Origin of the sequence: Bacillus sp. RC51 (genome assembly GCF_044908115.1) — a bacterium.
GTDB classification, from domain to species: Bacteria; Bacillota; Bacilli; order Bacillales; family Bacillaceae_G; genus Bacillus_A; species Bacillus_A mycoides.
The window spans coordinates 110,170-134,869 of sequence record NZ_JBIYCW010000012.1 but is presented as its reverse complement, the minus strand read 5'-3'; the positions used below and the strand labels follow the sequence as shown (position 1 = coordinate 134,869).

23 protein-coding genes are annotated in these 24,700 nt (G+C 34.7%); 4 read left to right on the top strand and 19 right to left on the bottom strand.

Features of this window, described 5'->3' with window-relative positions; translation table 11 throughout:
* Positions 1–127 precede the first annotated feature (127 nt).
* Together ABH959_RS21730 and ABH959_RS21725 are read right to left on the bottom strand one after the other, a co-directional pair.
* The gene (locus tag ABH959_RS21730; protein WP_113936979.1) at positions 128–1,822 is read right to left on the bottom strand and encodes a M3 family oligoendopeptidase; all 1,695 of its coding nucleotides are present in this window, start codon (positions 1,820–1,822) and stop codon (positions 128–130) included.
* Between the two features lie 156 nt (positions 1,823–1,978).
* Positions 1,979–2,425: a MarR family winged helix-turn-helix transcriptional regulator gene (locus ABH959_RS21725; RefSeq protein ID WP_002011538.1), complete on the bottom strand. Its 447-nt coding sequence runs from the start codon at positions 2,423–2,425 to the stop codon at positions 1,979–1,981.
* A gap of 194 nt (positions 2,426–2,619) precedes the next feature.
* On the opposite strand from ABH959_RS21725, the gene ABH959_RS21720 reads away from it, so the two are divergent.
* Entirely contained in the window at positions 2,620–4,116 is a 1,497-nt protein-coding gene (locus ABH959_RS21720; RefSeq protein WP_113936978.1) for a DUF3149 domain-containing protein, read from the top strand.
* Positions 4,117–4,145: 29 nt separating this feature from the next.
* Here the strand turns inward: ABH959_RS21720 and ABH959_RS21715 are convergent, their stop codons facing one another.
* Entirely contained in the window at positions 4,146–4,427 is a 282-nt protein-coding gene (locus tag ABH959_RS21715) for an aspartyl-phosphate phosphatase Spo0E family protein (RefSeq protein WP_002011543.1), read from the bottom strand.
* A gap of 490 nt (positions 4,428–4,917) precedes the next feature.
* Here ABH959_RS21715 and ABH959_RS21710 point away from each other — a divergent pair, with 490 nt between their 5' ends.
* A complete protein-coding gene (locus ABH959_RS21710; protein WP_002086817.1) occupies positions 4,918–5,688 on the top strand; it encodes a divergent polysaccharide deacetylase family protein in 771 nt (256 codons plus the stop codon).
* Between the two features lie 67 nt (positions 5,689–5,755).
* Here ABH959_RS21710 and cbpA read toward each other — a convergent pair whose 3' ends face one another.
* The 11 genes from cbpA to ABH959_RS21655 form a co-directional block, all read right to left on the bottom strand.
* Positions 5,756–6,379 (bottom strand): cyclic di-AMP binding protein CbpA, encoded by a 624-nt coding sequence (cbpA, locus tag ABH959_RS21705; RefSeq protein ID WP_002140932.1) that lies wholly within the window; start codon positions 6,377–6,379, stop codon positions 5,756–5,758.
* Between the two features lie 125 nt (positions 6,380–6,504).
* The gene (locus tag ABH959_RS21700) at positions 6,505–7,134 is read right to left on the bottom strand and encodes a class II aldolase/adducin family protein (protein WP_002011549.1); all 630 of its coding nucleotides are present in this window, start codon (positions 7,132–7,134) and stop codon (positions 6,505–6,507) included.
* A gap of 249 nt (positions 7,135–7,383) precedes the next feature.
* Positions 7,384–9,669 carry an NEAT domain-containing leucine-rich repeat protein gene (locus ABH959_RS21695; protein ID WP_404457285.1) on the bottom strand — a complete coding sequence of 762 codons (2,286 nt, stop codon included), beginning with the start codon at positions 9,667–9,669 and terminating at the stop codon, positions 7,384–7,386.
* A 438-nt stretch (positions 9,670–10,107) separates the two neighbouring features.
* Positions 10,108–10,890: a DeoR/GlpR family DNA-binding transcription regulator gene (locus tag ABH959_RS21690; RefSeq protein WP_113936976.1), complete on the bottom strand. Its 783-nt coding sequence runs from the start codon at positions 10,888–10,890 to the stop codon at positions 10,108–10,110.
* Between the two features lie 40 nt (positions 10,891–10,930).
* Positions 10,931–12,115 carry a saccharopine dehydrogenase family protein gene (locus tag ABH959_RS21685; protein WP_113936975.1) on the bottom strand — a complete coding sequence of 395 codons (1,185 nt, stop codon included), beginning with the start codon at positions 12,113–12,115 and terminating at the stop codon, positions 10,931–10,933.
* Positions 12,112–13,209: a 2-aminoethylphosphonate--pyruvate transaminase gene (gene phnW / locus ABH959_RS21680; protein WP_113733582.1), complete on the bottom strand. Its 1,098-nt coding sequence runs from the start codon at positions 13,207–13,209 to the stop codon at positions 12,112–12,114. Before phnW ends, ABH959_RS21685 begins: the two co-directional genes overlap by 4 nt.
* A gap of 16 nt (positions 13,210–13,225) precedes the next feature.
* The gene (gene phnX / locus ABH959_RS21675; protein ID WP_113936974.1) at positions 13,226–14,020 is read right to left on the bottom strand and encodes a phosphonoacetaldehyde hydrolase; all 795 of its coding nucleotides are present in this window, start codon (positions 14,018–14,020) and stop codon (positions 13,226–13,228) included.
* A gap of 21 nt (positions 14,021–14,041) precedes the next feature.
* Entirely contained in the window at positions 14,042–15,799 is a 1,758-nt protein-coding gene (locus ABH959_RS21670; RefSeq protein WP_404457283.1) for a putative 2-aminoethylphosphonate ABC transporter permease subunit, read from the bottom strand.
* Complete coding sequence (locus ABH959_RS21665) at positions 15,800–16,801, bottom strand: putative 2-aminoethylphosphonate ABC transporter ATP-binding protein (protein WP_002086828.1); 1,002 nt, start codon at positions 16,799–16,801, stop codon at positions 15,800–15,802.
* 19 nt (positions 16,802–16,820) lie between these two features.
* On the bottom strand, positions 16,821–17,897 hold the full coding sequence (locus tag ABH959_RS21660) for a putative 2-aminoethylphosphonate ABC transporter substrate-binding protein (RefSeq protein WP_113936972.1): 1,077 nt from the start codon (positions 17,895–17,897) through the stop codon (positions 16,821–16,823).
* Between the two features lie 228 nt (positions 17,898–18,125).
* On the bottom strand, positions 18,126–18,281 hold the full coding sequence (locus ABH959_RS21655) for a hypothetical protein (protein WP_002011566.1): 156 nt from the start codon (positions 18,279–18,281) through the stop codon (positions 18,126–18,128).
* 97 nt (positions 18,282–18,378) lie between these two features.
* Between ABH959_RS21655 and ABH959_RS21650 the strand changes: the two genes are divergently transcribed.
* The gene (locus ABH959_RS21650) at positions 18,379–18,762 is read left to right on the top strand and encodes a DUF3905 domain-containing protein (RefSeq protein WP_002011568.1); all 384 of its coding nucleotides are present in this window, start codon (positions 18,379–18,381) and stop codon (positions 18,760–18,762) included.
* Positions 18,763–18,801: 39 nt separating this feature from the next.
* On the opposite strand, the gene ABH959_RS21645 is transcribed toward ABH959_RS21650, so the two are convergent.
* The 5 genes from ABH959_RS21645 to phaR all read right to left on the bottom strand — a co-directional run bounded on the left by ABH959_RS21645 (position 18,802) and on the right by phaR (position 24,013).
* A complete protein-coding gene (locus tag ABH959_RS21645; RefSeq protein ID WP_002011570.1) occupies positions 18,802–20,151 on the bottom strand; it encodes a TrkH family potassium uptake protein in 1,350 nt (449 codons plus the stop codon).
* Positions 20,152–20,174: 23 nt separating this feature from the next.
* Entirely contained in the window at positions 20,175–21,368 is a 1,194-nt protein-coding gene (locus ABH959_RS21640) for an NAD(P)/FAD-dependent oxidoreductase (RefSeq protein ID WP_002011571.1), read from the bottom strand.
* Between the two features lie 94 nt (positions 21,369–21,462).
* Entirely contained in the window at positions 21,463–22,548 is a 1,086-nt protein-coding gene (gene phaC / locus ABH959_RS21635) for a class III poly(R)-hydroxyalkanoic acid synthase subunit PhaC (protein WP_002011573.1), read from the bottom strand.
* Between the two features lie 83 nt (positions 22,549–22,631).
* The gene (locus tag ABH959_RS21630) at positions 22,632–23,375 is read right to left on the bottom strand and encodes an acetoacetyl-CoA reductase (RefSeq protein ID WP_000250406.1); all 744 of its coding nucleotides are present in this window, start codon (positions 23,373–23,375) and stop codon (positions 22,632–22,634) included.
* A gap of 152 nt (positions 23,376–23,527) precedes the next feature.
* On the bottom strand, positions 23,528–24,013 hold the full coding sequence (phaR, locus tag ABH959_RS21625; RefSeq protein ID WP_113936970.1) for a polyhydroxyalkanoic acid synthase subunit PhaR: 486 nt from the start codon (positions 24,011–24,013) through the stop codon (positions 23,528–23,530).
* A gap of 198 nt (positions 24,014–24,211) precedes the next feature.
* Between phaR and phaQ the strand changes: the two genes are divergently transcribed.
* On the top strand, positions 24,212–24,664 hold the full coding sequence (phaQ, locus tag ABH959_RS21620; protein ID WP_000903018.1) for a poly-beta-hydroxybutyrate-responsive repressor: 453 nt from the start codon (positions 24,212–24,214) through the stop codon (positions 24,662–24,664).
* Positions 24,665–24,700: the final 36 nt, after the last annotated feature.

Below are 24,700 nucleotides of genomic sequence, written 5' to 3'. Positions count from 1 at the left end.
CCTTTTGTTGGTGAAAAGGGGCGCTCCCCATTAGAAACACCCCTAAAATAATTCTGAATTTTCTTTTATTATCTCATCATTTTTCTATTATGTCGATGTTAAACATAGGAAAAAAGTGCATGTTTTTTTACAATTTTGTGTCGTCAACAGCACGTAACCACGCTTCAATTTCTGTAATTACACTTTTTACACACCCTTCAGCGAATGGTGATGTTAAATTTGCAACCTCTACTAATTCTAAGAATGATTTACTTCCACCTTGTTGACAAAGATTCACATAATCTTCCCAAGCCTCTTGTCTATTATCTCTTGCACGTTTCCAAAATTGCAGTGCACAAATTTGAGCTAACGTGTAGTCAATATAGTAGAAAGGTGAGCTATAAATATGACCTTGACGTTGCCAGAAACCACCACGCTCTAAATAATCATTATCTTCATAATCACGATGTGGTAAATACTTCTTCTCTATGTTACGCCATGCTGACTTACGTTCTGCTGGCGATGCTTCTGGATTTTCATATACATAATGTTGATATTCATCTACAGATACACCGTACGGTAAAAATAGAAGTGCTGAACTTAAGTGTGAGAAATAATATTTATCCGCATCTTCTTCAAAGAATAACTTCATCCATGGCCATGTAAAGAATTCCATACTCATTGAATGGATTTCACACGCTTCATATGTTGGCCAATTATATTCTGGAATTTCATACTTACGACTTTCATATACTTGGAAAGCATGGCCTGCTTCATGTGTTAGCACATCAATGTCACCAGACGTTCCATTAAAGTTTGAGAAGATGAATGGCGCTTTATAATTCTCGATATATGTACAATATCCACCACCAGCTTTTCCTTTTTTCGCAACTAAATCTAATAAATCATTATCGAGCATGAAATTAAAAAATTCATCTGTTTCAGCTGATAATTCTTTATACATCGTTTTCCCGTGATTAATAATCCAATCGGCATCGCCTTTTGGAGTTGGATTACCTGTAGCAAACTCAAAGTTTTCATCATAATAAGCGAGCTTTTCTACACCAATGCGTGCTTTTTGTCTATTTCTTAACTCGGTTGCAACCGGAACGATATAATCTAATACTTGCTGACGATAGTTCGCTACCATTTCAGCATTATAATCTGTACGATACATTCTTGCATATCCTAATTCAACAAAGTTTTTAAAACCAAGTGTTTTTGCGATTTTCGTTCTCACTTTAACAAGCTCATCATAAATGCGATCTAACTCTTCCTCTTTCTCAGCTAAAAATCCGTAGTATGCTTCACTTGCTGCTTTACGTTCACTTCTTTCTTTTCCTTGCATAAATGGAATAAGTTGCGATAACGTTCTTTCTTCTCCTGCAAAGTCAATTTTTGCAGATGCTAATAACTGTGTATATTGTGAAGACAGTTTATTCTCTAATTGTAAATCTTTCACGACTTCATCAGAATATGTTTTCAAATCACACTCCGCAAGAGCAAATAATTGCTTTCCATAATACGCCTCTAATTCTTCGCGGAATGGAGAATGAATTAACGCATTATAATACTTTGTACCATACCCTTGTACAACTGGAGAGAATTCATCAAAGAAATCCTGCTCATCCTTATAAAAGGCATCTGTCGTATCAACAGAATGACGAATGTAACAAAGGTTCCCCATTGTACCAAAGTCATTACGAATTTCGTTAATTGAATTGATAACTTGTTTTTGTTCTTCTACAGTTTTTGCGTTATCAAATTTCTCTAAAGCAACAGTAAATTTCCCTTTTAATTCTTCAATATTTGGCCGTTTATATTCATAGTCTTTAAATGACATGAACAAGCCCCCTCTCCGTTATGTATACCTTTACTATAATTCAATACTTATTCCCAAATCCCCTCTTAGTTTTCAACAAAATTCGGCAGCTTCCATCTTGCTTATATGCAAAAAAGCCTTGGATTTCTTTATCCAAAGCTCCTTTGGAACATATCATCATTTTTCATACTTTCCAATTTTTTTCAATAGCTCGAGTAATTCATCCTTCTCATCCTTCGTTAACATTTCAAAAGACTGATATATAACTTGCTCATGACCTGGAAAAATAGAAGCAATAAAGCTCTCTCCAGACTCCGTTAATTGTGCATAAATAACACGCCTGTCATTTGGACATGGAATTCGTTTTACAAGCCCTTTTTTCTCTAGCTTATCTACAACGTATGTAATGCTGCCACTAGCTATTAAAATACGCTCACCGATTTGCTGAAGTGGTTGGCCTCCTTTATGATATAGTAATTCTAATACAGCAAACTCAGTTGGATTTAATCCGTTACTTTGTATGGATTTATTTGTAGTATCCATAACAGAACGATGTACACGGGATAATGCAATAAATACTTTTAAAGATTGAGAAATGTCTTCTCGCTCATTATTTGATGTCATACCATTTCAACCCTTCACTTAAATTCTCCGCAACAAAAAGAAAAGCAACGTAGCACCTCATTACAACTTCCGAATGAATATTCACTCATTCCTTTTCCTTTCCCTAATGTAATGCAAATGATTCTTGAATAAAAACATGACAATTTTAACATAGTTTATATATAATGATAATAAAAAAAGAAGGAGTACCAAATTTGAAAGTCAAATTACAAAGCATAGTTTTTTACATACTGCTTGTTATACTGCCAACGATAGGGATTGGTGCCACATTTTTTTCATATCACACTTATCAAATGAAACAGGCAAACAAACTATCTGCTCACACTGTTCTCTTTTTATATAGAGACTATTTAGACCATCACCTTGGTGAAGCTATATCTGCCTTAGAAATGCTCGCAAAAGTCGTAGGGACCGAAACTGGCAACATCAATGGGATTAAACAGATTGTACATGATACCGATGGAAATGATCAACGTTTTTCCGGTCTATATTACGCTACGACAGATGGGATGATTACACTCGCATCCCAAGGCGATTCGCCGCCTATTGACGTTTCTGACCGCCAATACATCCAAGATGCATTGCAATCTAAGAAAACAACTGTATCATCAGTTATTACAGATCGCGTTCTTGGACATCAAGCTATTATGATTGCGTCTCCAATATTTAATAGACAAAAGGAACTCTCAGGATTATTATTAGCAAGTTTACGCTTTGACTACATTTCAGCCTCTTTAAATGCTATTAAACCACAATATCATTTCGAAGTGACTGATAAACATGATGTAGTTTTTCTAACCGATGATAATAACGAAACAAGCGATGGGCATTCTAACATGCTTACTACCCCACTCCAAAGATTAAATTGGAAAGTCTCTGTTTCTCCGTTACCTATTCATCAACAAACTTTATACCAGTTAGTTTCAATAGAGTGTATAGCTACTTTATTTTTAATGTCTATTTTATTTTTACTTGCTCAATATATGTTATTAAAACGTCAAACAAAACTAGAAAGACAACAAAATGAACTACAAAAAATTGAATTGGTTGGAACTTTTGCAGCTAGTACAGCTCATGAAATCCGTAACCCTCTTACTGGAATTAAAGGACTCGTTGCTCTGTTAAAAGAGAAATATAAAGATGAACAGGATCAGTTCTACTTTTCCGTAATCGAACAAGAAATAGAACGGATTAATGAAATTGTAAGCGAATTTCTTATTCTTGGAAAACCAACTGCCATCACTGAACAAACATATGATGTAAGAACGATTCTTAATGAGGTATCATTAATTATCCAATCTGAAGCGAATCTACATAACATTGTATTTCATTTACATTTGCCAGACCACCCTGTTCATATACGTTGCTCAAAAGACCATATGAAACAAGTGGTTTTAAACATTACAAAAAATGCAATTGAAGCCATGGCTTCTGGTGATACATTAACCATTGTAGTAACAAACAACGAAAAACACGCACACTTGCAAATTATTGATACTGGAAAAGGGATTCCTAAACATATTCAAAAACACCTCTTTCATCCGTTCTTTACTAATAAAGATACTGGAACAGGTCTTGGGCTTGTTATATGTAAACGAATTGTAGAGATGTACAATGGGCATATATTTATTGATAGTAAAGAAAACAAAGGAACGACAGTTCATATAGAGATTCCATTACACATAGTATAATTATCCTTATCTTAAAAGGGTAATTATACTTATTTCATAAAACCAGCTACAAACATTCTCCAAAAATTGTTTGATTTCCCTTCATACCCAATTTGAAAAATAGGAACCTTTATAATTGAAAACCATTTCGGTGTTTGTTTTTCTTTGTAACGCTGATACTGTACGATAAGCTTGTCCAATTCTTGACTAACTTGAATTGTCTCCATACTATTTAACCCACTTGTTAATCCTAAATGAATCATTTCTTCACGTTTCATATGAATATCATGCGAAAGCTTTTCTAATGTGTACTTCCTTTTTACAGTAAACATCCATATCCCCCTTATTTTTCTTCAATACTCTCAACGCCTCTTCTACTTTAGCCCTTTAAACACTTAATCCTATTTAAAATTGAAGAATCAGAAAATTTAGCATTTTTCCCCTGTAATTTACAAATCTTTACCCTCACTTTGAGAATTATTACAAATTATTCTATCTTTGTAAATACATTCGCAATAATAGACATTTTTTTCATCTTCTTTTTTGTAAATACTCAGTAAACAGTGGATTCTCTATTTTCAATGTACTTTTCTTCGACATTTTTTGTTTAATTTATGTAAAAACGCAAAACATAATGATGATTGATAAAGTGAAACTTGAATTAGTGGGGATTTTGTTCATCCCCCACTAATTATTAGCCTTCACCAATCGAGCGCTTACGGGCAGTGGATCTCCCACCTAACTTCTTTGCTCCAGCCGAATTTTGAGGTGGGAGTCTTACTGCCCGCAAATAGCGGGATAAAATAGAAAGGAAATATTTATATGCGCAAATATACCATTGCATTTCTCGTCTTCACCCTGTTCATACCCTTCTTCTTCTTTCCTATTCAAGCAAACGCTCATACGAATAAGGTTGCTATTGTCATCGATGATTTCGGCAATAATATGAAAGGCACAGATAAGATGTTATCACTTCCAATTCCACTCACTGTTGCTGTTATGCCATTTCTTCCTTCTACTAAACAAGACGCAATAGCTGCCCATAAAAAAGGGCATGAAGTTATTATACATATGCCAATGGAACCAATTAGAGGAAAAAAAGAGTGGCTTGGACCAAAAGCGATTACAACAGATTTAAGCGATGAAGAAATAAACAACCGACTCGAACAAGCAATTCAAGAAATACCTCATGCAATAGGAATGAACAATCATATGGGATCAAAAGTAACCGCTGATGAAAGGATTGTACGTCTTATACTTTCTGCCTGTAAAAAACACGGTTTATTTTATTTAGATAGTAAAACAAACCCTAATAGTGTTGTCCCAAAAATCGGTAAAGAATTAGGCGTGCCTATTATTGAAAACCAATTATTTTTTGATGATGTATATACGGTAAGTCACATTTCAAAACAAGCACAATTACTCATAAAAAAAATCCAAGACAAACCCATTATGGTAGCTATCGGACACGTTGGGGCTCCAGGTGAAATTACATCACGTATTATCGAAACTTCTATTCCTAAAATTCGTGAGCATGCAGACTTTATTTTTTTATCTGATTTAGCGTTATCTCCACCTTCTGTTTCAAAATAAGATTCATTTCTCGCACTAAAAAAGGTACCTATCTACATATAGCAGATAGGTACCTTTCCTTTTCAACTTAAATATAATCTACATGACTCACCCTGAATCCCTTTTTCTCTATCTTTTCAATTAATTGCTTTAATTTTTTTTCATTTAACTCATCCGATATATTTACGATAACACGGCGAATATATTGATCACCATTATCAAGCGTAAACAGCCCACCGATATTATATGCTTTTAATAATGTCCCAAGCTCTTTAATTGTTCCCTTACAATCTTGTGTTGCAATTGTTAATATATAACCACCCGTCCGCATACCGAACGAATCCTCAATAACATCAAATACATTAGAATGTGTTAAAATGCCGACAAATTCATTATACTCATTTAAAACCGCTAAAAACGGGAGACGACGAATAACGTAAAAAGCTCTAAAAAAAGAATCCTTTTCAAAAATAAACGAATTTGGATTTTCCAGTACATCTTCTGTACTTACATCCTCTAATCTGCTATTACACTTCTTTTCTAAAAGATCTACTTTATAAATAATCCCCGTGAATTCCTTCTCATTTTCTGCTAATACAGGGATTGCGCGAAATCCCGTTTCATTCATAATTTGTAACGCCTTTTCACCAGAATCATTCGTTTTACAAAATGTCACCTGCTGTTTTGGCAGAAAATGATATTTAACTCGCAAAATATGTTCCTCCTTACATGTCAACATGTAATCTATATATAATAAGGAGACCTATATTTTATGAGTGAAATTTCTTTTTAAAACGCTTTCATTTTTATGGAATGGTAATCTCTGTGAATACATCTTTATATAACAGAACTTTTTGCCCCTTTTATCATTAAAAGCTTTACGTGATAGTTCATTAAATACTCTATACCTTCCAACCATTTTTTCGCTTCTTCTGGAGTTTTCCCCCACACGATCATTCCGTAATTATGAACAAGGACTACTCCTCCACCTTCAATAAAATTCGGAACATTATTTTCTAATAAATTAGCGAATTTCTTTTCATCTTCTACAATTGGAATTGTCATTTCTGTAATACCATCTTTTCCAAAAACACGTTCCACACTACGTTTTTCGAATGTTACTTCTCCTTCTTTCCCATATAGCTCTGACATTAAATGACTATCTACAGTCTGTACTTGTAAAATGCATTCTGCACTACTTTTTTTATAAATATCCGCATGCATAAATGACTCTATAGCTGGTTTTTCTTCGTTTTCAAATACTGGCTCACACATGCAATTTACGACAATAAAATCTTCTTCAGAAAATACCCCTTTATCTCTTCCCTCTACATTCACTAAAAATGTTAATGGCTCTTTTGACGTACACATCGATAAACTAATTTTCGTACCATAAAACCAATCGCGAAGTGCCAATTCTGCTTTCACATCTTTTAATTCGTTCCATTTTTTCAGAAAAAATAACATTTCGTCACCCCCGGCGTAATATTAATATAATGTTCAAATCCTTTCTATATAAAAGGAATGTTTTTTGATTATTCTAAAAATTTAATTGAATTATCACACGAGAATGCCTTTTTGTCAATATCGTTTCAGCACCTATCGGAAAAATAGGCCTATCACATGTAAACACTCCTGTCTATTTAGCACTTGATTTTGTACATATAAAAAATACGTTATTCTTCTTATTAAAGAATAACGTATTTTTCTCATTTATTATTTTTTTATTGCCTTATACAGAAATTGCGCATATTGCTCACGTGTTACGAAATCATCCCCTAAAAAGTTCCCATTCCCGTCACCTTTTGATATATTATTATCCACTAATGCTTTCACATATCCTTCTGCCCAATGACCTGTTGGTACGTCTGTAAAGTTCTCCAAATTATTTTCATTTTCATTTAACTGAAATACTTTTTGTAATACTACTGACATCTCGTACCTAGTTAATACTCCTTCTGGACGAAACTTACCTGTACCATCTCCTTGCATAATTCCAGCTTGTGCAACTGTAGCAATATCTTGCTCAAACATATGCCCTTTCGTATCAGTAAACATCTCTTTCTGCTCTACTTTACTTTCTAATTTCAAGTACCTTTGTACTAAAGACGCAACTTGTCCACGAGTAATATTATCCCCAAATCCAAATTTACCATTTCCATATCCTTTAAAAATATCTTCTTTCGCTAAATAGTTAATTGCTGTCTCTGACCAATGTCCTTTCGGCACATCATTAAATTCTATTACTGCTTCTATTTTCTCGTCTTCTTTAGAAGGATTGTCCTCTTTACTTTCTACTACATTTTGAATAACAGATCCTGTGAAGAAGATTCCTGTATCTGCAAATGGGTCTTTCACACCAAATTCATATACTTTCTCACCTGGTGTACTCCACTTAACTACATCGTTACTATACGTACCATCTTCACTCTTCAAACGAATTTTTGTAGAGATTTTACCATCTTTTTCGTATACAGGTACTTTCACTTCTTTATTTACTTCTGTGTCCGCTAAAAAGACTTTTTGATTTTGAACATTAATGTAAGCTGTCTTACTTAGTTCCACAACTGGTCTCACATCGCGGATTTCATTTGCCACAAAACTTAGAAATACTAACTTTTTCAAATTGCTAACTGGTGTTAAGTCTGAAATATAATTTGCCTCTAAATCAAGCTTTTGTAAGTTTACTAGACTTGATAATGGAGTAATATCCTTTAACTCATTATTAGGTAAATCTAATTCTGTAAGCTGAGTCATTTTAGCAAGTGGTGTCACATCTTCAATTTGATTTTTCCCGATAAATAATTTATTTAATTGATTCATTTGATCAATACCCGATAAATCTTTAACTTTATTACGCGTTAATACTAAATCCTTTAAAGGTAATGAATATAACGGTTTAATATCTTCAATTTGATTACCTGCTAAAGTTAAGTATGTTACATTTTTCAACGCGCTTAATGGAGCAACATTCGTAATTTTATTATTTGCTAAATTCAAGTAATCTAGTTGTTCCATTTTCGCTAATGCTGTTACATCTTCTATTTGGTTGCCTGATAGATATAAACTTTTTACATTTTTCATTTCAATTAGTGGTGCAATATTTGTAATTTTATTATTACTCAAATCAAGAGATTCTAAATTATCCATCTTAACAAGTGGTGTTACATCTGAAAATTCATTACCACGCAAAGCTAAATGATTTAATTGCTTTAAATTCGCAAAGAACGACGGATCTGTTATCTTCGCATTCGCAACTGTTAAAGATTTTAAATTTGGCATATATTTTAATGCACTATAATCCAGAATCTCATTCGTGTTTAAAAACAAGTCCTTTACTTGTAATAACTCCTCTTTCGTAATTGGTGTATTTAAATCTTTTCGATTAAATACTTTTTTATTAACAAGTTCTCTTAATTTGTTATCTGTTATCATATTTTGACTATCAACTGGATGATCCGTTTCCGTATTGCCTGAATTAGAGTTATCATCTGGTTTCTCTGTTTCTTTGTCACCTACAGTTGGATCTTTAATTTCAAATTGAACTTGATATTTGTGATCATATCCGATGGCCGGAATAAGTATATGCATTTGCATATTATGCTTCTTCTCAAATTCGCCAATTTCAAATTGGACTACTTTCGTTCCATTTTTCCTCTTATCTTCTGATAAAACTTTCACATCTTGAAATACACCAGGTTGGTTTTTATCCTCTATTCTAAGATATTGAAAATAATCGCTATCTTGTATTGTTACAGTAACGATTTTTTTCCCGTCTTTAATTGCTACTTTAGGATTTTTTATGTACTGAGAAACCATAGATGGCTCATCTTTTTGATCCTTATATATTTTAATCTCAGTATCATACGTGCGATCACTGGCTGCTGCTACCGACTGGTTTGCTTCAATTTTTATTGCTGCTAACGCTGGAGTAGAATACGCAGCAAATGGAATAGCTAATGTTGTTGCTACTACTAGAGCTTTAATATAACTTTTTTTCAAAATAATATCCCCTTATCTTATATATATTTCAATTGATAATTACTATCAATTACTAACATAATAAATGATAATGAATCTCATTATCATTGTCAACAAGAATATTACATTAAGTTTATATTTCCATAGATAAAAAATAAAAAACCCTTTACTCAAAGGGCTTTTTTGCCTATCGTATGAAGGATTTCACTTTTTTCTTTTTCATTAATAACACCAATTTTTTGCAAAATGTTTGCATACAATACAAGTTTATTATATATCCGTTCCGACATACTTTCCCTTCTTTCCTTCGACCAACTTTTTTTGTATTGGTAAATTATATGAACGAGATGAGAAAATGTGTCCACTTTTTGCATAAATACAAAGCTTTTATTTTTTTACTTGCTGCTAGTAAAACTCCCACCTAAAAATTAGGTGGGAGTCTAAACGTATTCAATTCATTTAGCAAACTGTCCATTGAATATTATGCTTTTTGACTTCTTCTTCAAAACTATAGGGCATTTTCTTATCACACATAATATGTTGAATACGAGAAAATCCTGCTATTCGGTAGTTCCCTTTTACGCCTACCTTTGTATGATCGCATAAAATATACGTTTTCTCAGCTAATTTCATCATCGCTTCTGACAGTTTCGCCTTTTCTAATTCAAAGCTAGAAACCCCAAAACCTTGCAACAACCCATCAATCGAAACGAATGCTTTATGAAAATGAAATTGATGAATTACTTGCTGTGAAATAGACCCCGACACACGTGAATGTTTTGGAGATACTTTCCCGCCTATAAATAAAACTTCACCGTGAAACATCTTTTTATTAATAGAAGAAATTAATTGTGTTGCTACTGGAAATGAACTTGTTACAATCGTTAAATTTTTACGATGAACAAGATATGGCACCATTTGAAGTGGTGTACTTCCATCATCAATCGCAATAACATCTCCATCTTCCACAAACGTTGCTGCTTTATACCCAATTCTTTTCTTCTCTTCTATATGCAGCATCTCTCGTTCTAACATCGGTGCCTCTATCCCAGCTCCCGGAAGTTGAACGGCTCCACCGTACACTTTCTTCAATTTTTTTTCACGATCTAATTCTTCTAAATACCGACGAATCGTCTCTGTTGATACTGCGAACTCTCTCGCTAATTCTGAAACTTTTACTTTTCCTTTAAACTCTACCTTCTCAAGAATTGTCCTCTTTCTCTCTTCACCTACTACAGACATAGCCTCACCCCATTTATATCTACCTCATAAACTGTCTTACTTATACAAAGTTATAATTTTCTTTTTCAGTGAAAATCTCTTCATGAATATAAATACCGCGCTTTTCTAGTTCGTCAAAAATAATTTGTGGATTTTCGAAAGCTTCTTCAGGAGTAATAACACCGACTTTATTAACTACTCCTTTTGCAATTAACTCTGTAGCGATTCCAAATGGGATACCAACATTTCTTGTATAGGCCCTTAATTTCTCCCAACCTACTACAGAACCGTCAGATAGCGGATGTGTATGGTATAACACATGCCTTTGTTTTTGATTATTTTTCATACCTACTACTTCTACATGAAGTGCATAACCATAAAGCTCTGTTTCTTGTCCTTCTTTCGATTTTAATAGATACTTCGAAATACAATCCATAATACCAATTTCTTTACCCTTTATTTCAATTTGATCATTACGCAATATACCATAATCATATAAAGCACGAACGAGCTGCATATTTTGCTCTGGCCAAGTTCCTCTTGTTTCAATAAGCTGTACACCTTTATCTTCCAGTGCCTTCGCTAACGTAATCGTTTCTGAATGCGGGATTATATACTGCATTGTTTTTCCGTAAGGCGCTGGTAATTCAATTTCTCTCGGGCGCGCAAACGGAGGTACTTGCTTGAATTCACCTTCCTCATACACTGTACGCGTCGGCAAATGTGGATCATATTCATATGTCGTTGTCTCTGTAATTGATGCAGAAAAAGCAATTGGACGATACGAGCCATGACTTACTCGAACTGACTCTACAGTATCTAGCTGATTTGCTGCATACATGGCCATCATTTGCGTTACACCTGGTGTCATACCAAACCCAGGTAAACATGTTGTTCCATGTTGAACAAATTTAGAATGGGATTCATTTTCTTCACCGAATCCATTTAAGTTCACACCGTGACAACCGGCCTCTGCGATACAGCGAGTAGACAATCCATTTAACTTTATCGTCGTACCATCCATTACAATGTTATAGCCCTTCATTTTTGCGACCGTATCCTCATGATTTGTCACATCGACTTTCACAAAATCAACACGAGGATCATTTAACCACTCTACTACTTTTCGGCCTTCCTCTTCATTAAAATCGGCTACCGTAATCGTCTCAAAAGATGAAAATTGAACTAAATCTAAAATTGCTTCACGACAAATTTTACCTGCTCCACCTAAGCAAAATACTTTCACCCTATAACAACCCCTTTAGCAATACTATCAACTAAGCGATTAATATCGTCTTCATGTACATCACCGATATTTCCAATGCGGAACGTATCTACTTTCGAAATTTTACCTGGATAAATAACAAATCCATATCGCTTTAATTCATTATATAGCTGCAAAAATTCAAATCCTGCTTCTGGATAAATGAAAGATGTAATAATAGGAGATTGATATTTTTCATCTACTAATGGCTTAAAGCCTATTTCTTTCATTTTGTGCACTAGTAGTTTTTGATTGCTATAATATCGATTGTAACGGGCTCTTACCCCGCCTTCTTCTTCTAATTCAAGCAATGCCTGATAAAAAGCATGTACAACATGTGTAGGTGAAGTAAAGCGCCATTTCCCATTTTGCTCTTCCATCGTTTCCCACTGATCATATAAATCTAATGATAAAGAACGAGCTTGTCCTTTACATTTCAATAGTTCATCACGATTTGCGATGACAAAACCGAATCCGGGAACACCTTGAATACATTTATTCGCACTACTAATTAGAAAGTCAATTTGCAACTCAGCGATATCTATTTCAATACCACCGAAACTACTCATTGCGTCAACCAGTGTAACTTTTCCATATTGTTTTCCCAATTTACATACGTCTACAATTGGATTAATAATACCTGTAGTTGTTTCACAATGAACAACTACAATATGCGTAATCTCTTTATCTTGTTGTAATAACTGTTCTACTTCTGCAATATTAGTAGGCTCCCACTCTTCTGTTTGACTGACCACCACATCTATATGTAACATCTCTGCCATTTGTACAATCCGCTTACCATACGCACCATTTGTACAAACTAGCAGCTTTCCGTTTCTAGGAATAACAGAACCAATTACTGCTTCAACCGAAAACGTACCGCTTCCTTGCATTAAAACTGTTGTGTACTTTTCTTCCTCCTTTGTCGCTAACGATACAAGCCTATTTCTTACATCTTGCACCATCGTGTTATATTCAACATCCCACGTACACCAATCGTATAACATAACTTCTTTTACAGTTTTTGTTGTCGTTAATGGTCCTGGTGTTAATAATAAATAGTGATTTTCATTCATGATCGTGTGCCCCCCTTTATGAAATAATAAGTTCTTGTTTCTCGATATGTTCAATTACGTTTTCGAGCTCCTGCATCGTTTCAATTGTAAAATGAGCCCCATTTTCAACGAAACGATTACGAACTACTTCTATTTTTTCACGAAGATCTAACGGATCCATATTCTCAACTTCCTCTTCCGTTAAACCGAGCTCACTACTACCGAGGATTACACCAACTGTCCACATTCCAGCATTTCGGCCCTCTTTCATATCTGACACGGTGTCTCCAACTTTTATCATATGATTCATTGGGTATACACAGAGTTCCATCGCATTTTTATAACACATCCACGGATATGGACGACCTGCTGGAACATCATTTGGCGTCACAAGAAAATCAGGTTTATACCCTTGTATTTCTGCTTCTTTTGCAACAATGTCCATCATTTCTCTCGTATAACCAGTTGTTGATCCAATTTTAATACCTCTTTCACGTAGTGAAGAAACCACTTCTTTTACCCCATCAATTGGCGTGGCATAGTACGGTAAAATAGCAAAGAGAATTTCTTCAAACTCTTCATACATCTCATGAATGTCTTCTTCTGTTGGTAATTGTCCGAAGACACGCTTCCACTCATTCGAAATACGGGGCATTTCCGTTAATACCCTAACATGATCAATCTTCAATAACCCCATTGGTTTACGAGCTTCTTCTGCTGTAATTTCAACACCGCGTTTATGAAAAATCTTCATGAATACTTCTAATGGTGCAAAACATCCGTAATCAACTGTCGTACCTGCCCAATCAAAAATAACTGCTTCAATTTTCATTCTATCCATCACCCTTCTTACTTATCTTTTTTGCCATTGTGACGTTCGGTTACGAAGTGCTTTCGTTCCCCATTCATATACAACCCTCACTACAATATTTGTAACAACAATAAGTACACTCATTGCAGCTGCTGGTGCTACATTTCCTGCATCATCCATATTTACAATTGATACAGCAGCTAGTTTAAAATCAGCCGCGTATAAGAACACTACTGCCGATACAGTTACCATTGAATTTACGAAATAGTACATAACCATTTCTAAAATAGCTGGTAAACACATCGGTACTGTTACTCGAAAGAAAGTTTTATAGAATGGTACACTCATCGACTGTGAAACAAGTTCAAACTCTCGGTCCAGTTTCTTTAAAGCAGTCGTTGCGGTAACAAACGTTACAGAGTAAAAATGTATGATATTTACTAATACTAAAACAGCAATTGTGCCATATAAGGAATGAAACGGATTTGTTACTGAAAGTCCTAGAATTTGAATTGTTGGTTGACTGAAGAAAAAGACATATCCTAATCCAAGTACTAATCCAGGAATCGCTAACGGTACAATAGAAAAAAAGTAGCCTACTTTTCTGAAAAAATGTAGCTGTTCTATTTTTTCAATCGCATAAGCGAACACAAATGTTAAAATCGCACCGATAACTGCCGTAACGGCTGAGACAATTACACTATTTTTAAACGCTTCAAGTCCGTCTCCTGTCAAACTTGAAAAATTAAAATGCTCAAGTGTAAAGCTCATATTATAGGGCCATACTTTCACACTTGCAGCAATACCAACTGCCACAAATAAAAGAATGATCATAGACGTGACTACACTACAATATACGAATGAAATAACATCTCTTTTCTTATTATTTATTATTCTGTAAGGTACTGCTTTTGAAGATAAAAGATTCGCCTGTTTTCTTTGCGTAATACGATCAACTGCAAATGCGAAAATAGCTGGGATCAATAAAATCATTCCGACAGTTGCGCCCATGGACATATTTTGCTGTCCAATTACTTGCTTATATACGTCAGTAGCAAGTACGTTATATTGTCCTCCAACAATTTTAGGTGCCCCAAAATCAGTGAAACTAAGTGTAAATACAACGAACATCGCACTAATTAATCCGTATTTCACACTAGGTAAAGTAACCGTAAGAAACTGTTTCACTTTACTTGCACCCAACATATTAGAAGCTTCATATAAACGATAATCAGAACCTTGGAGAGCAATTAATAAAATAAGGAATGCTTGCGGAAATGTATACATAACTTCAGCCATTACAATTCCTACTGGTCCGTATAACGGTATTTGTATTCCTTCAAATAAACCAAACATCCCTTTTGTTATTAACCCTTGATTACCAAATAAATATGTAAGCGCAATACCGTGCATCATCGTTGGTGCGAATAATGGTAATAATGCTATGTATTGAAATACGCGCTTTCCAAAAACATTTGTACGAGTGATCGCATATGCGTAAGCGAAAGCGAGTGTAACCGAAATAATTGTTGTAGCGCCCGAAATCCATATCGTATTTTGTAATGATTGAACTAGCGTTGGTGTTGTGAAATATTTACTGAAATTCGCAACACCAACAAAAGCTCCATCTTTATCATAAAAGGCTTGTGTAAACAGTTGTAATAAAGGCAATACAAGCATGATAAAAAATGAAAGAAGCATACCAATAATTAATAGTCTTTGTATCCACTCTTCTTTACCGATACGTCTCTTAATCTTTTTTTTTGTACTTTCTACCTTAAAGTTTTCTAACATCTCCATCTATACAATGACCTTCTTTCCATATGACAACATATGATTTTCTGAGAAAGAGATTTGAATTGGCTTTCCTTTTCTAATAGCAGTTTCCTCTACTTCTGATGCCAATATATCCACTACAATTTTCTCATTATAAAGGTGTGTTTTCTCTTCTATGACCCGCACTTCCGTCCGGTATACAGAACCGCGAAATTCCATGCTTTCTACAACTGTTTTAATACCATTATTTTGTACAACTGTTACATGTTCAGGACGAATTGCATGTTCTTCGTTATTTTTCGAAAAGAAATTAATAGAACCAATAAAATCTGCCACAAACGGATTGGCTGGTCTTTGATAAATCTCCTCTGGTGTTCCAATCTGCATAATTTCCGCATGATTCATTACAACAATTTTATCAGCCATCGTTAATGCCTCTTCTTGATCATGCGTTACCATAATAGTTGTTACTCCCACTTTTTCTTGCAAATCACGCATTTCTCTGCGCAACTTTTCACGCACTTTTGCATCTAAAGCAGATAATGGCTCATCAAGTAACAAAATATCGGGAGACAGAGCGAGCGCACGTGCAAGTGCTACTCGCTGCTGTTGTCCACCAGACATTTGAGCAGGATATTTATCTTTTACATTCAGCAAATCAACAAGTTCTAACGCCGATAGCGCTTTTTCTTTTACTTCTGCTTTTCCATATTTTTTTGTTTTTAAGCCGTATTCAATGTTTTCAAGTGCAGTTAAATTCGGAAATAATGCATACGATTGAAAAACCATTCCGAAGTTCCTCTTTCCAGGTGGTAATGCTGTAATATCTTTTCCATTCACAGCAATACTACCTGTTGTTGCCTCTTCTAGCCCCGCTAAAATTCGGAGCAATGTCGTTTTCCCACAACCACTTGGGCCTAATAAACAAACAAACTCATTTTTTTTCACAGTAAAAGAAATATCCTTTAACGCTGTAAATGCATCAAACTGTTTTTGAATGTGTTGAATTGATAAATATTCGCTCATTTTTCTCTCTCCCACTCACTTACTTTTTCGGTTCTGCTTTTTGGCCAAACTCTTTTTCCCATTTTTCTAAAATTTTGTCACGATTTTCTGCTGCCCATTTAAAGTCATTCTTTTTATATAACTTTTCTGTCACATCTTTAGGGAATCCATCTGGAAGTTTATAATCATTTTTAATTGTCGCAAATCCATTTTTCTCGAAGTATAACTTCATTACATCATCTGTAATTGCCCAATCTAAAAATGCTTGCGCTAATTTATCATTTTTAGCATTATCTTTTTTAATAAGTGCGTTCGCTTCTACTTCCCAGCCTAATCCTTCTTTCGGCAGTACAACTTCAACTGGTGCACCTTTTTGTTTCTCTTTCAAAGCACTATAAACCATTGATACACCAACTGGATATTCACCTGCGCCTGCTAATTTCGCTGGTTTTGAACCTGAATGAGTATAAGTTGCCATATTATCATGAAGTTTCTTCATGTAATCCCAGCCCTTATCTTCTCCCATAATTTGTAGCCATGCAGAAACTGTTAAAAATCCTGTTCCAGAAGAAGCCGGATGCGGCATAACTAGCGTTCCTTTATATTCTGGTTTCGTTAAATCTTCATATGATTCTGGCATCGGTAAATTTTTCTTCTTCAATTCTTCTTTATTTACAGCAATCCCCGTCATAAATGCAGTATTTCCTACCCATTTTTCTGGTTTCTTATCGTCTTTAAATTGCGGAAGGACACGATCTGCTCCTTTTGGAGAGTATCCTTTTAACATATCTTTTTTCTCTAAAGCTAATAGACTAGACGCTGCAGTTCCCCATACAACATCTGCTTGTGTATTTTTTCCTTCAGCTAGCAATTTCGCTGTAATAACTCCTGTTGAATCACGAACAATGTTCAACTTCACGTCTGGGTACTTCTGTTTAAAAGAATCAAGATAAATTGGTACAAGCTCTTCTTCAATCGCTGTGTAGACAGTTAATGATCCAGATAATTTATCATCTTTTACTTTTGCTCCAGCACTTTCTTCTTTCTTTGCACCACACCCCATTAATAACGAAAATACCATTCCAGTTGCTACAGCTTTAAAGATTGTTTTTTTCACTGTCTCTCTCTCCTTTTACAAATCTTATGTACAACTCTAATATAAACAACTAGTGTAAAAGCAGTATTAAACCAACATTAATCTTTTGTTTGTTGTTTGTTTTTGTGTAATACGTTGCTACTTCTATGTTTTTTCGCATTTTTCTGCTAATATCAAACGTGAAATTTACAAATAATTAAAAAAACCTTTATAATCCCACAAAAAAATGAGGCGTTTGTAAAAAACGCCTCATTTTTGTTTACCTTTTTTTGAATTACGATTTGCATACTTCGCACTATTTTCTCCTTCATACTCTAATGCAAATTCTGCATCTGGTAAGCTTTCTTTCGGAGTTTTATTATTATTAATTGCTGCATTTTGTTTTACTTTTCTTTTTACCAACATATTCACCTGCTCTCACGAAATAACTTTCTATTCTAGTTTGAAACAACTTACAGTAATTATTACTGGGAAGTGTTAACAAGTACATAAGAGCTTATAGATGGAAATACTACATACGAACAAGCCATTACAAAAAGGAGCGATTACTTTGAAAGAAAAAGAAACGATACAATCGCCAATTTTAGACGAGACGCTCCCTCATCAAATGAACTTTCCTTCTTTTAAAGGCACAGGCAAAAAGATGCAACAACCTTTTATAAATCAATATGATGTTGTAATTGGAGACAGTAAATACGATTCCACTAACAGTCCTCTTAATAATTGGAGTGATGAGGTAGATCCTGCCATTATGGCTGGGGAAGAATGGATCCATCCTACAAATGATATCGGATGGATTGCAGAAGAAAATCAAGAATTACTTAAAAACGAAGTTGATAATAAAAATGATGCTTTTATGCATCCCCAATTCGGAATTAACGACTAAAAAAACCATTCTACCTAACTCAGGTAGAATGGTTTCATACTATCCAATAATAATTCGCTCTTTCGGGTACTTATAGCGAGCTGGTTGCTCTCTTCCACCACTAGCTAAAATAAATGTCAAAATACCGACGCGTCCGATAAACATAAGTACAATAAGTACAAGTTTACCAACAGTTGTTAAATCAGGAGTAACACCTGTTGATAGTCCCGTCGTTCCGAAAGCAGAACAAACTTCAACGATTAAGCTCATAAGCGGTACATTTTCCGTAATAGATAAAATGAATAGCGCTGAGGCACATAATAAAATCCCCATCGTCATAACGACAGATGCTTTCAACACGTCCTCTTCATGTAGCTGGCGTTTGAAAACTCGGACTGTTCTCCCGCCTCTTGCAAATGTATATAACGATAATATACTAACTGCAAATGTTGTTGTACGTATTCCGCCCCCAACTGAACTTGGAGATGCCCCAATGAACATTAATATACTCATAAATAAAAGCGTTGGTTGTGATAATTCACGTATGTCCATTGTAGCGAGTCCTCCACTTCGCGTCGTCACAGATTGGAATAATGTATAAAATACCGTTTCATGCCATGACTTTCCTACTAAAAAATGATTTCGTTCTAATAGAAAAATCATAATTGTTCCAACAATAACGAGTACAAAAAATGTCGTTGTCGTCAATTTTGTAAATAACGAAAAGCGAAATAGTTGTTGTCGCCTTTTACTAAGGAATTGTTTTACTTCCATTAACACTGGGAAACCGATAGCTCCTAAAATAATAAGCAACATATGAATCATTTGAACAATATAATCTTTTTTGTACGGAATAAGTGATTGTCCTGTTAAATCAAATCCTCCGTTCGTTGTTGCGCTCACAGCGGCAAAGAAACCGTGAAAATAAGCTTCTTGCCAAGTCGGGAAATATAGTAAGAATCTTGTACCTAACAGTATTGCTCCAATGAGTTCTATCGAAATAATTACAATTAAAATAGAACGCATCAATTCTACAAGGCCCGATAAATTCCCTTGGTTATGGTCTGCCATAATTAATCTTCTTCTTTGCAAACCAATCTTTTTCCCCGTTATAATCCAGACGAATGTACCAAGCGCCATAATTCCTAATCCGCCTAATTGTAAAATAAGGGCTAAAACAATAATTCCTGCCGTTGTAAACGTATCTGAAATCGTAACAACTGACAGTCCCGTAACACTTACCGCACTAACAGATGTAAATAGTGCATCGATAAATGTCCATTTCACTTCAGGCTTCGTAACAAATGGTAAACTAAGCAAAATTACCGATACGACTACTGCTAGTAAATAAAATACAACGATAAGTTGTACGGGACGTAACTTTTGTAAAAACTTTTTTATATCTCTCATTCCATCACTTCGCTACCTTTTTTCTATCGATTAAATAAAGAAAAATCATCACTTTCTTCATTTGTAAATAACTGCTGAAATAGTTTCGCAAATACCATTCCGTATACAGTTCCATTTCCCCCATACGGCAGTGCGTAATATAAATTATGTATTTTTTTATCTTCTTTTAAAATAGGAAGACCGTCATGACTGCCACCAAATGCTGCTGCCCAATAGTACTCTGCCCGTATATTTTTATACTGCGGGAACATTTCTTTTACAATGTTAATAAGAAGATCACGCTTATGCAATAATTTCGTATCGCCGATTTTTTGAATTTTCAGCGCCTCATCTAATCCGCCTATAACAATGCGGTTTTGATACGTTCGACTATACAAATACGGACGTGCTGTTTCCCAAATTAACGATTGCTCATGCCAGCCTTCAAAATAATCTATCTTATTTGTCACAACGGCATAAGACGTTTCTACAGTTGTATTTTTTTCTTTCTTTCCAAAAATTGCTTCATAACCTGTCGCCATAATAATATTCTTTGCTACTATTTTATTTCCTGTATTCGTGTAACAAATTAAATCATTTTGGATTTGTTTAATATGTAATGCCTCTGTATGTTCGTATATAGTAGCGCCCATTTGTTTCGCTTTATGCAAAAGACTATGCGCTAATAAATACGGATTCACTTCTGCATCACCGCTTGTATATAACGCTGCTTGTTTTGCAAATGAATAACGTTTCTTAATATCAGACTCTGTAAAATATTCAACCGGAAATCCATAATGGCGTAACGTATTATATTCTTCTTGTAAAAATGAAACATCCTCATCTCTACTTGCATAATACAAACTATTTCGCGGAATAAAATGGGGATCAATATCGAGAGTTGGCACAACCTTCTCCATTGTTTGCAGCGCTTCATAACAAAGTCTATATGCTCGTACCCCTTTCTCTTCACCAAATGTATGAATAAGAGAGGTTAACGATTTATCATGAACAAATTGTAATAATCCTGTATTTGCAGCTGTGCTACCACATGCAATTGCTCTTTTTTCAATGAGCATAACACGCATTCCAATTTTAGCTAACGAATACGCTATATGAGCACCCGCTTCTCCACTTCCAATTACGAGCACATCACATATCATATCATTTTCTAACGTTGGATAACAAGGTACAGAAACTCCAGAATTCCAAAACAACTTACCAGTCATAAGCTTCATAATTATACTCCTACCATATAATTTTCTCCTTTCTATGTTTCGTCATTTTCCATAAAAAAATCCAACTAACATACGCTAGTTGGATTTTTTCTCTTTAATTAGAACGCTCTTCAAGCCAATTTCCAACCGTCGGATATGTTTGCTTTACAGCCGTTCCACCATACACAATAGACATATGTCCTGTCGGTAAACATACATACTCTTTATCTGTGCTAGAAATATGATCAAGTAAAGCTTCTACTTGACATGGCAGAGCGATATGATCACGCTTCGCAGAAATATTTAAGACATTCGCCTTAATATTTGCAAGGTCTACCTTTTGTCCGCGAATAACGAGTTCACCCTTCACTAATTTATTATTTTGATAAAAATCACGAATCCATTGTCTATACGATTCACCTGGGAACGGAATACCATCGCCTACCCACTTTTGAACTAATTTCCAACTTTCGACGAAGCGCTCATTTTCTGAACGATCGACTAAAGCAACATATGGACCGACAAAGTTTGTAATTGGTTTTAACATCTTATTTCCGAAATCAATCATTTCTGGTGGAATATTTCCAAATGTATCAACTGCTTTATCTAAATTGAAATATTTCTCATCTAATAAAGGACCGTATAACCCTGTTTCAGAGAAATCAAAAGGACTTGTCATAAAAATCAAGTTTCGAATTGGCATGTCCGGATGAAGCGCTGCATAAATAGATGTTAACGTTCCACCCATGCAATAACCAAGTAAAGAAATCTCGTCCGATTTTGCAGTTCTCATTACTTTTTTCACTGCTTTTGCAATATAATCGAACACGAAATCATCAAATTTCAAATGACTATCTTCTAAACCGAATGTGCCCCAATCAAGCATATACACATCAAAACCACGATCTACTAAATATTCCACTAAACTATTACCTGGAGTTAAATCCATAATATACGGTTTATTAATAAGAGCGTATATTAATAAGATTGGAACTCTCTGTGTTTTTTCTTGTTTTGGAATGTAACGATACAGCTTCGTTTTATTCTTCGTCCAAATAACCTCTTTCGGTGTTAAACCAACTTGTGGTTCTGGTTCGCGTAATAAAACTTCGCTCGCTCTTTTCACACGGCGATATGCTTTACGATATTCTTCTGGGTACAACTCCAATTGCTTTTCCCATTCTGTTACGAATGTAGTCATTTTTTCTATCTCCTTTTTGGTCAATTTCTTTCTAAAAAAAGAAGTGCATTCCTGCTATGGATATGCACTTTTTTCTTACTTCATTACATGTATAATCCGCCGTTAATGTTTAATTGCTGACCTGTGATATACGCACCGTCACGGCATAGATATACTACACCTTTTGCAATTTCATCAGCTTGACCAAAACGTTTTTTCGGGATTTTCGCAACGATTTTTTGACGCACTTCTTCTGGTACTTCTGCTACCATTTCAGTATCAATAAATCCTGGGCAAATTGCGTTTACAGTTACATTTGTTCTTGCAAGTTCTAACGCTAATGATTTTGTAAATCCTAGCATACCTGCTTTTGCTGCTGAGTAGTTTGTTTGTCCAAATCCACCAGCTTGGCCAATAATAGAAGAAATACTAATGATTCTTCCTTCTTCTGCTTCCGATATGTATGGAAGTACCGCACTTGTCGTATTAAATACACTGCTTAAGTTCACGTCAATTACGCGCTCCCAATCTTCACGATTTAATTTTTTGAATGTACGATCTCTTGTAATACCAGCATTATTAACAAGAATATCAACTTTACCAAAATGATTCACAGCTTCTTCTACAAGTCTGTTTGCATCTTCTACTTTAGAAACATCCGCTTGAACTGCATAAACGTCATGTCCTTCTTTTCCTAATTCATTTACTAAGTTTTCAGCTGCTTCTTTACTGCTGTTATAGTTAATAACTACTTTTGCTCCCTCTTCTGCTAATGCTACTGTAATTGCTTTTCCAATTCCTTTTGCCCCACCTGTTACGATTGCTACTTTGCCATTTAATTGAACCATTTCTTTTCCCCCTTAAATGAATTTGTGAACGATTGTTATGAATCATTTTGGTACTCATACTAATTGAGTCCATATATTAATTATGTTTCGTTGTTTATACATGAAAAGAGATTCTCCCTCTCTCTTTTACACGTTATAAACAAACGCGATTATCATTTTTTATTTTCTGGCTTATTTACTACAGGCTTTACTTCTTCTTTTACAGGTACTTGTAGTTTAGCTAGTACTGCATTTTGCTTTTCTAGCAATTCTAAAATTTGATCAACTTTCGTTTCTAACGTGCGCATATCTTGTTTTACTTTCGTAACATCACGCTTTAATGTAGGAGCTTGTCCTAATGAATCCACTTTCTCTTCTAGAATTTCCTCGATATTATCAACTTTATTTTCTAAGTTAATAACAAGCGTAGCTACTCTAGCGATATCCTCTCTCGTCGGCACATTCACCTGTTCTAAATAATTTTTTGTCGTATCATTTAATGCTTTTTGATAAAACAAATTCAAATCTAGAACGCTGCCCATCCAAGCAGAATATTCTTCTGTTTTAATTGTTTCATTGAGCGCTTTTCCCCAAAATGTTTCGGTTTGTTCATAAGCATTTTTCCATGCTTGCAATGGATCGAATTTTTGATCAATCACTTCGACTACACTCCCTTTTTCGTTTTTGAAACAATTCAACCTATTCACTATTTTCTAATATTCCGAATAAAACTTCAAGTATATATTTTATTTTTCTTTATTTTCTAACAAATGTATTGACATTAAAAACAGATAGGTGTAAATTGCACTTATAAGCAAAAAATTCCATCTAACTGATTCATGAGGTGATGCACAATCATGCTACATAATGAACCAGAACACCCAGAAAGTTTGGAAAAAAACCAAGCGAAACAACCAAACTCCATGCCAAAAAACTTCTTAGTTCCTTTCTTACTTCTCTGTCTAAAAGACTGGAGTCTTCATGGTTACAAACTTATTCAAATGCTAATGGACATCGGCTTTTCTTCTGTTGACCAAGGTAATGTGTATAGGACACTACGCAAATTAGAAAAAGAAAATCTTATTTCTTCTACTTGGGATACAAGCGAAGGCGGGCCAGCGAAACGAATTTATTCTTTAACAGAATATGGAGAGCAATATTTAACAACATGTGCGACTTCTTTTGAACATTATCAAAATATGTTGCGGACGTTTTTCACGTTATACACCAATGCATTCTTTCCATTTTCTACTTCTCCAGAAAAGGATGAAAAGGATTCTTCATCTTCACCTGGTGGTACAGCAGAGTAATCTGCGTTCACAATATGCAAAAAAACATTTGGAGGT

What these genes read in the sequence shown, in the direction of transcription:
- phaQ (WP_000903018.1), top strand. Translation starts at nt 24,212, where the DNA reads ATGCTACATAATGAACCAGAACACCCAGAAAGTTTGGAAAAAAACCAA.
- ABH959_RS21725 (WP_002011538.1), bottom strand. Translation starts at nt 2,425, where the DNA reads ATGACATCAAATAATGAGCGAGAAGACATTTCTCAATCTTTAAAAGTA.
- ABH959_RS21690 (WP_113936976.1), bottom strand. Translation starts at nt 10,890, where the DNA reads ATGTCTGTAGTAGGTGAAGAGAGAAAGAGGACAATTCTTGAGAAGGTA.
- ABH959_RS21710 (WP_002086817.1), top strand. Translation starts at nt 4,918, where the DNA reads ATGCGCAAATATACCATTGCATTTCTCGTCTTCACCCTGTTCATACCC.
- ABH959_RS21645 (WP_002011570.1), bottom strand. Translation starts at nt 20,151, where the DNA reads ATGAGAGATATAAAAAAGTTTTTACAAAAGTTACGTCCCGTACAACTT.
- phaC (WP_002011573.1), bottom strand. Translation starts at nt 22,548, where the DNA reads ATGACTACATTCGTAACAGAATGGGAAAAGCAATTGGAGTTGTACCCA.
- ABH959_RS21670 (WP_404457283.1), bottom strand. Translation starts at nt 15,799, where the DNA reads ATGGAGATGTTAGAAAACTTTAAGGTAGAAAGTACAAAAAAAAAGATT.
- phnX (WP_113936974.1), bottom strand. Translation starts at nt 14,020, where the DNA reads ATGAAAATTGAAGCAGTTATTTTTGATTGGGCAGGTACGACAGTTGAT.
- ABH959_RS21665 (WP_002086828.1), bottom strand. Translation starts at nt 16,801, where the DNA reads ATGAGCGAATATTTATCAATTCAACACATTCAAAAACAGTTTGATGCA.
- ABH959_RS21715 (WP_002011543.1), bottom strand. Translation starts at nt 4,427, where the DNA reads ATGTTTACTGTAAAAAGGAAGTACACATTAGAAAAGCTTTCGCATGAT.
- ABH959_RS21700 (WP_002011549.1), bottom strand. Translation starts at nt 7,134, where the DNA reads ATGTTATTTTTTCTGAAAAAATGGAACGAATTAAAAGATGTGAAAGCA.
- ABH959_RS21730 (WP_113936979.1), bottom strand. Translation starts at nt 1,822, where the DNA reads ATGTCATTTAAAGACTATGAATATAAACGGCCAAATATTGAAGAATTA.
- ABH959_RS21640 (WP_002011571.1), bottom strand. Translation starts at nt 21,368, where the DNA reads ATGAAGCTTATGACTGGTAAGTTGTTTTGGAATTCTGGAGTTTCTGTA.
- phnW (WP_113733582.1), bottom strand. Translation starts at nt 13,209, where the DNA reads ATGAATGAAAATCACTATTTATTATTAACACCAGGACCATTAACGACA.
- ABH959_RS21655 (WP_002011566.1), bottom strand. Translation starts at nt 18,281, where the DNA reads ATGTTGGTAAAAAGAAAAGTAAAACAAAATGCAGCAATTAATAATAAT.
- ABH959_RS21630 (WP_000250406.1), bottom strand. Translation starts at nt 23,375, where the DNA reads ATGGTTCAATTAAATGGCAAAGTAGCAATCGTAACAGGTGGGGCAAAA.
- ABH959_RS21650 (WP_002011568.1), top strand. Translation starts at nt 18,379, where the DNA reads ATGGAAATACTACATACGAACAAGCCATTACAAAAAGGAGCGATTACT.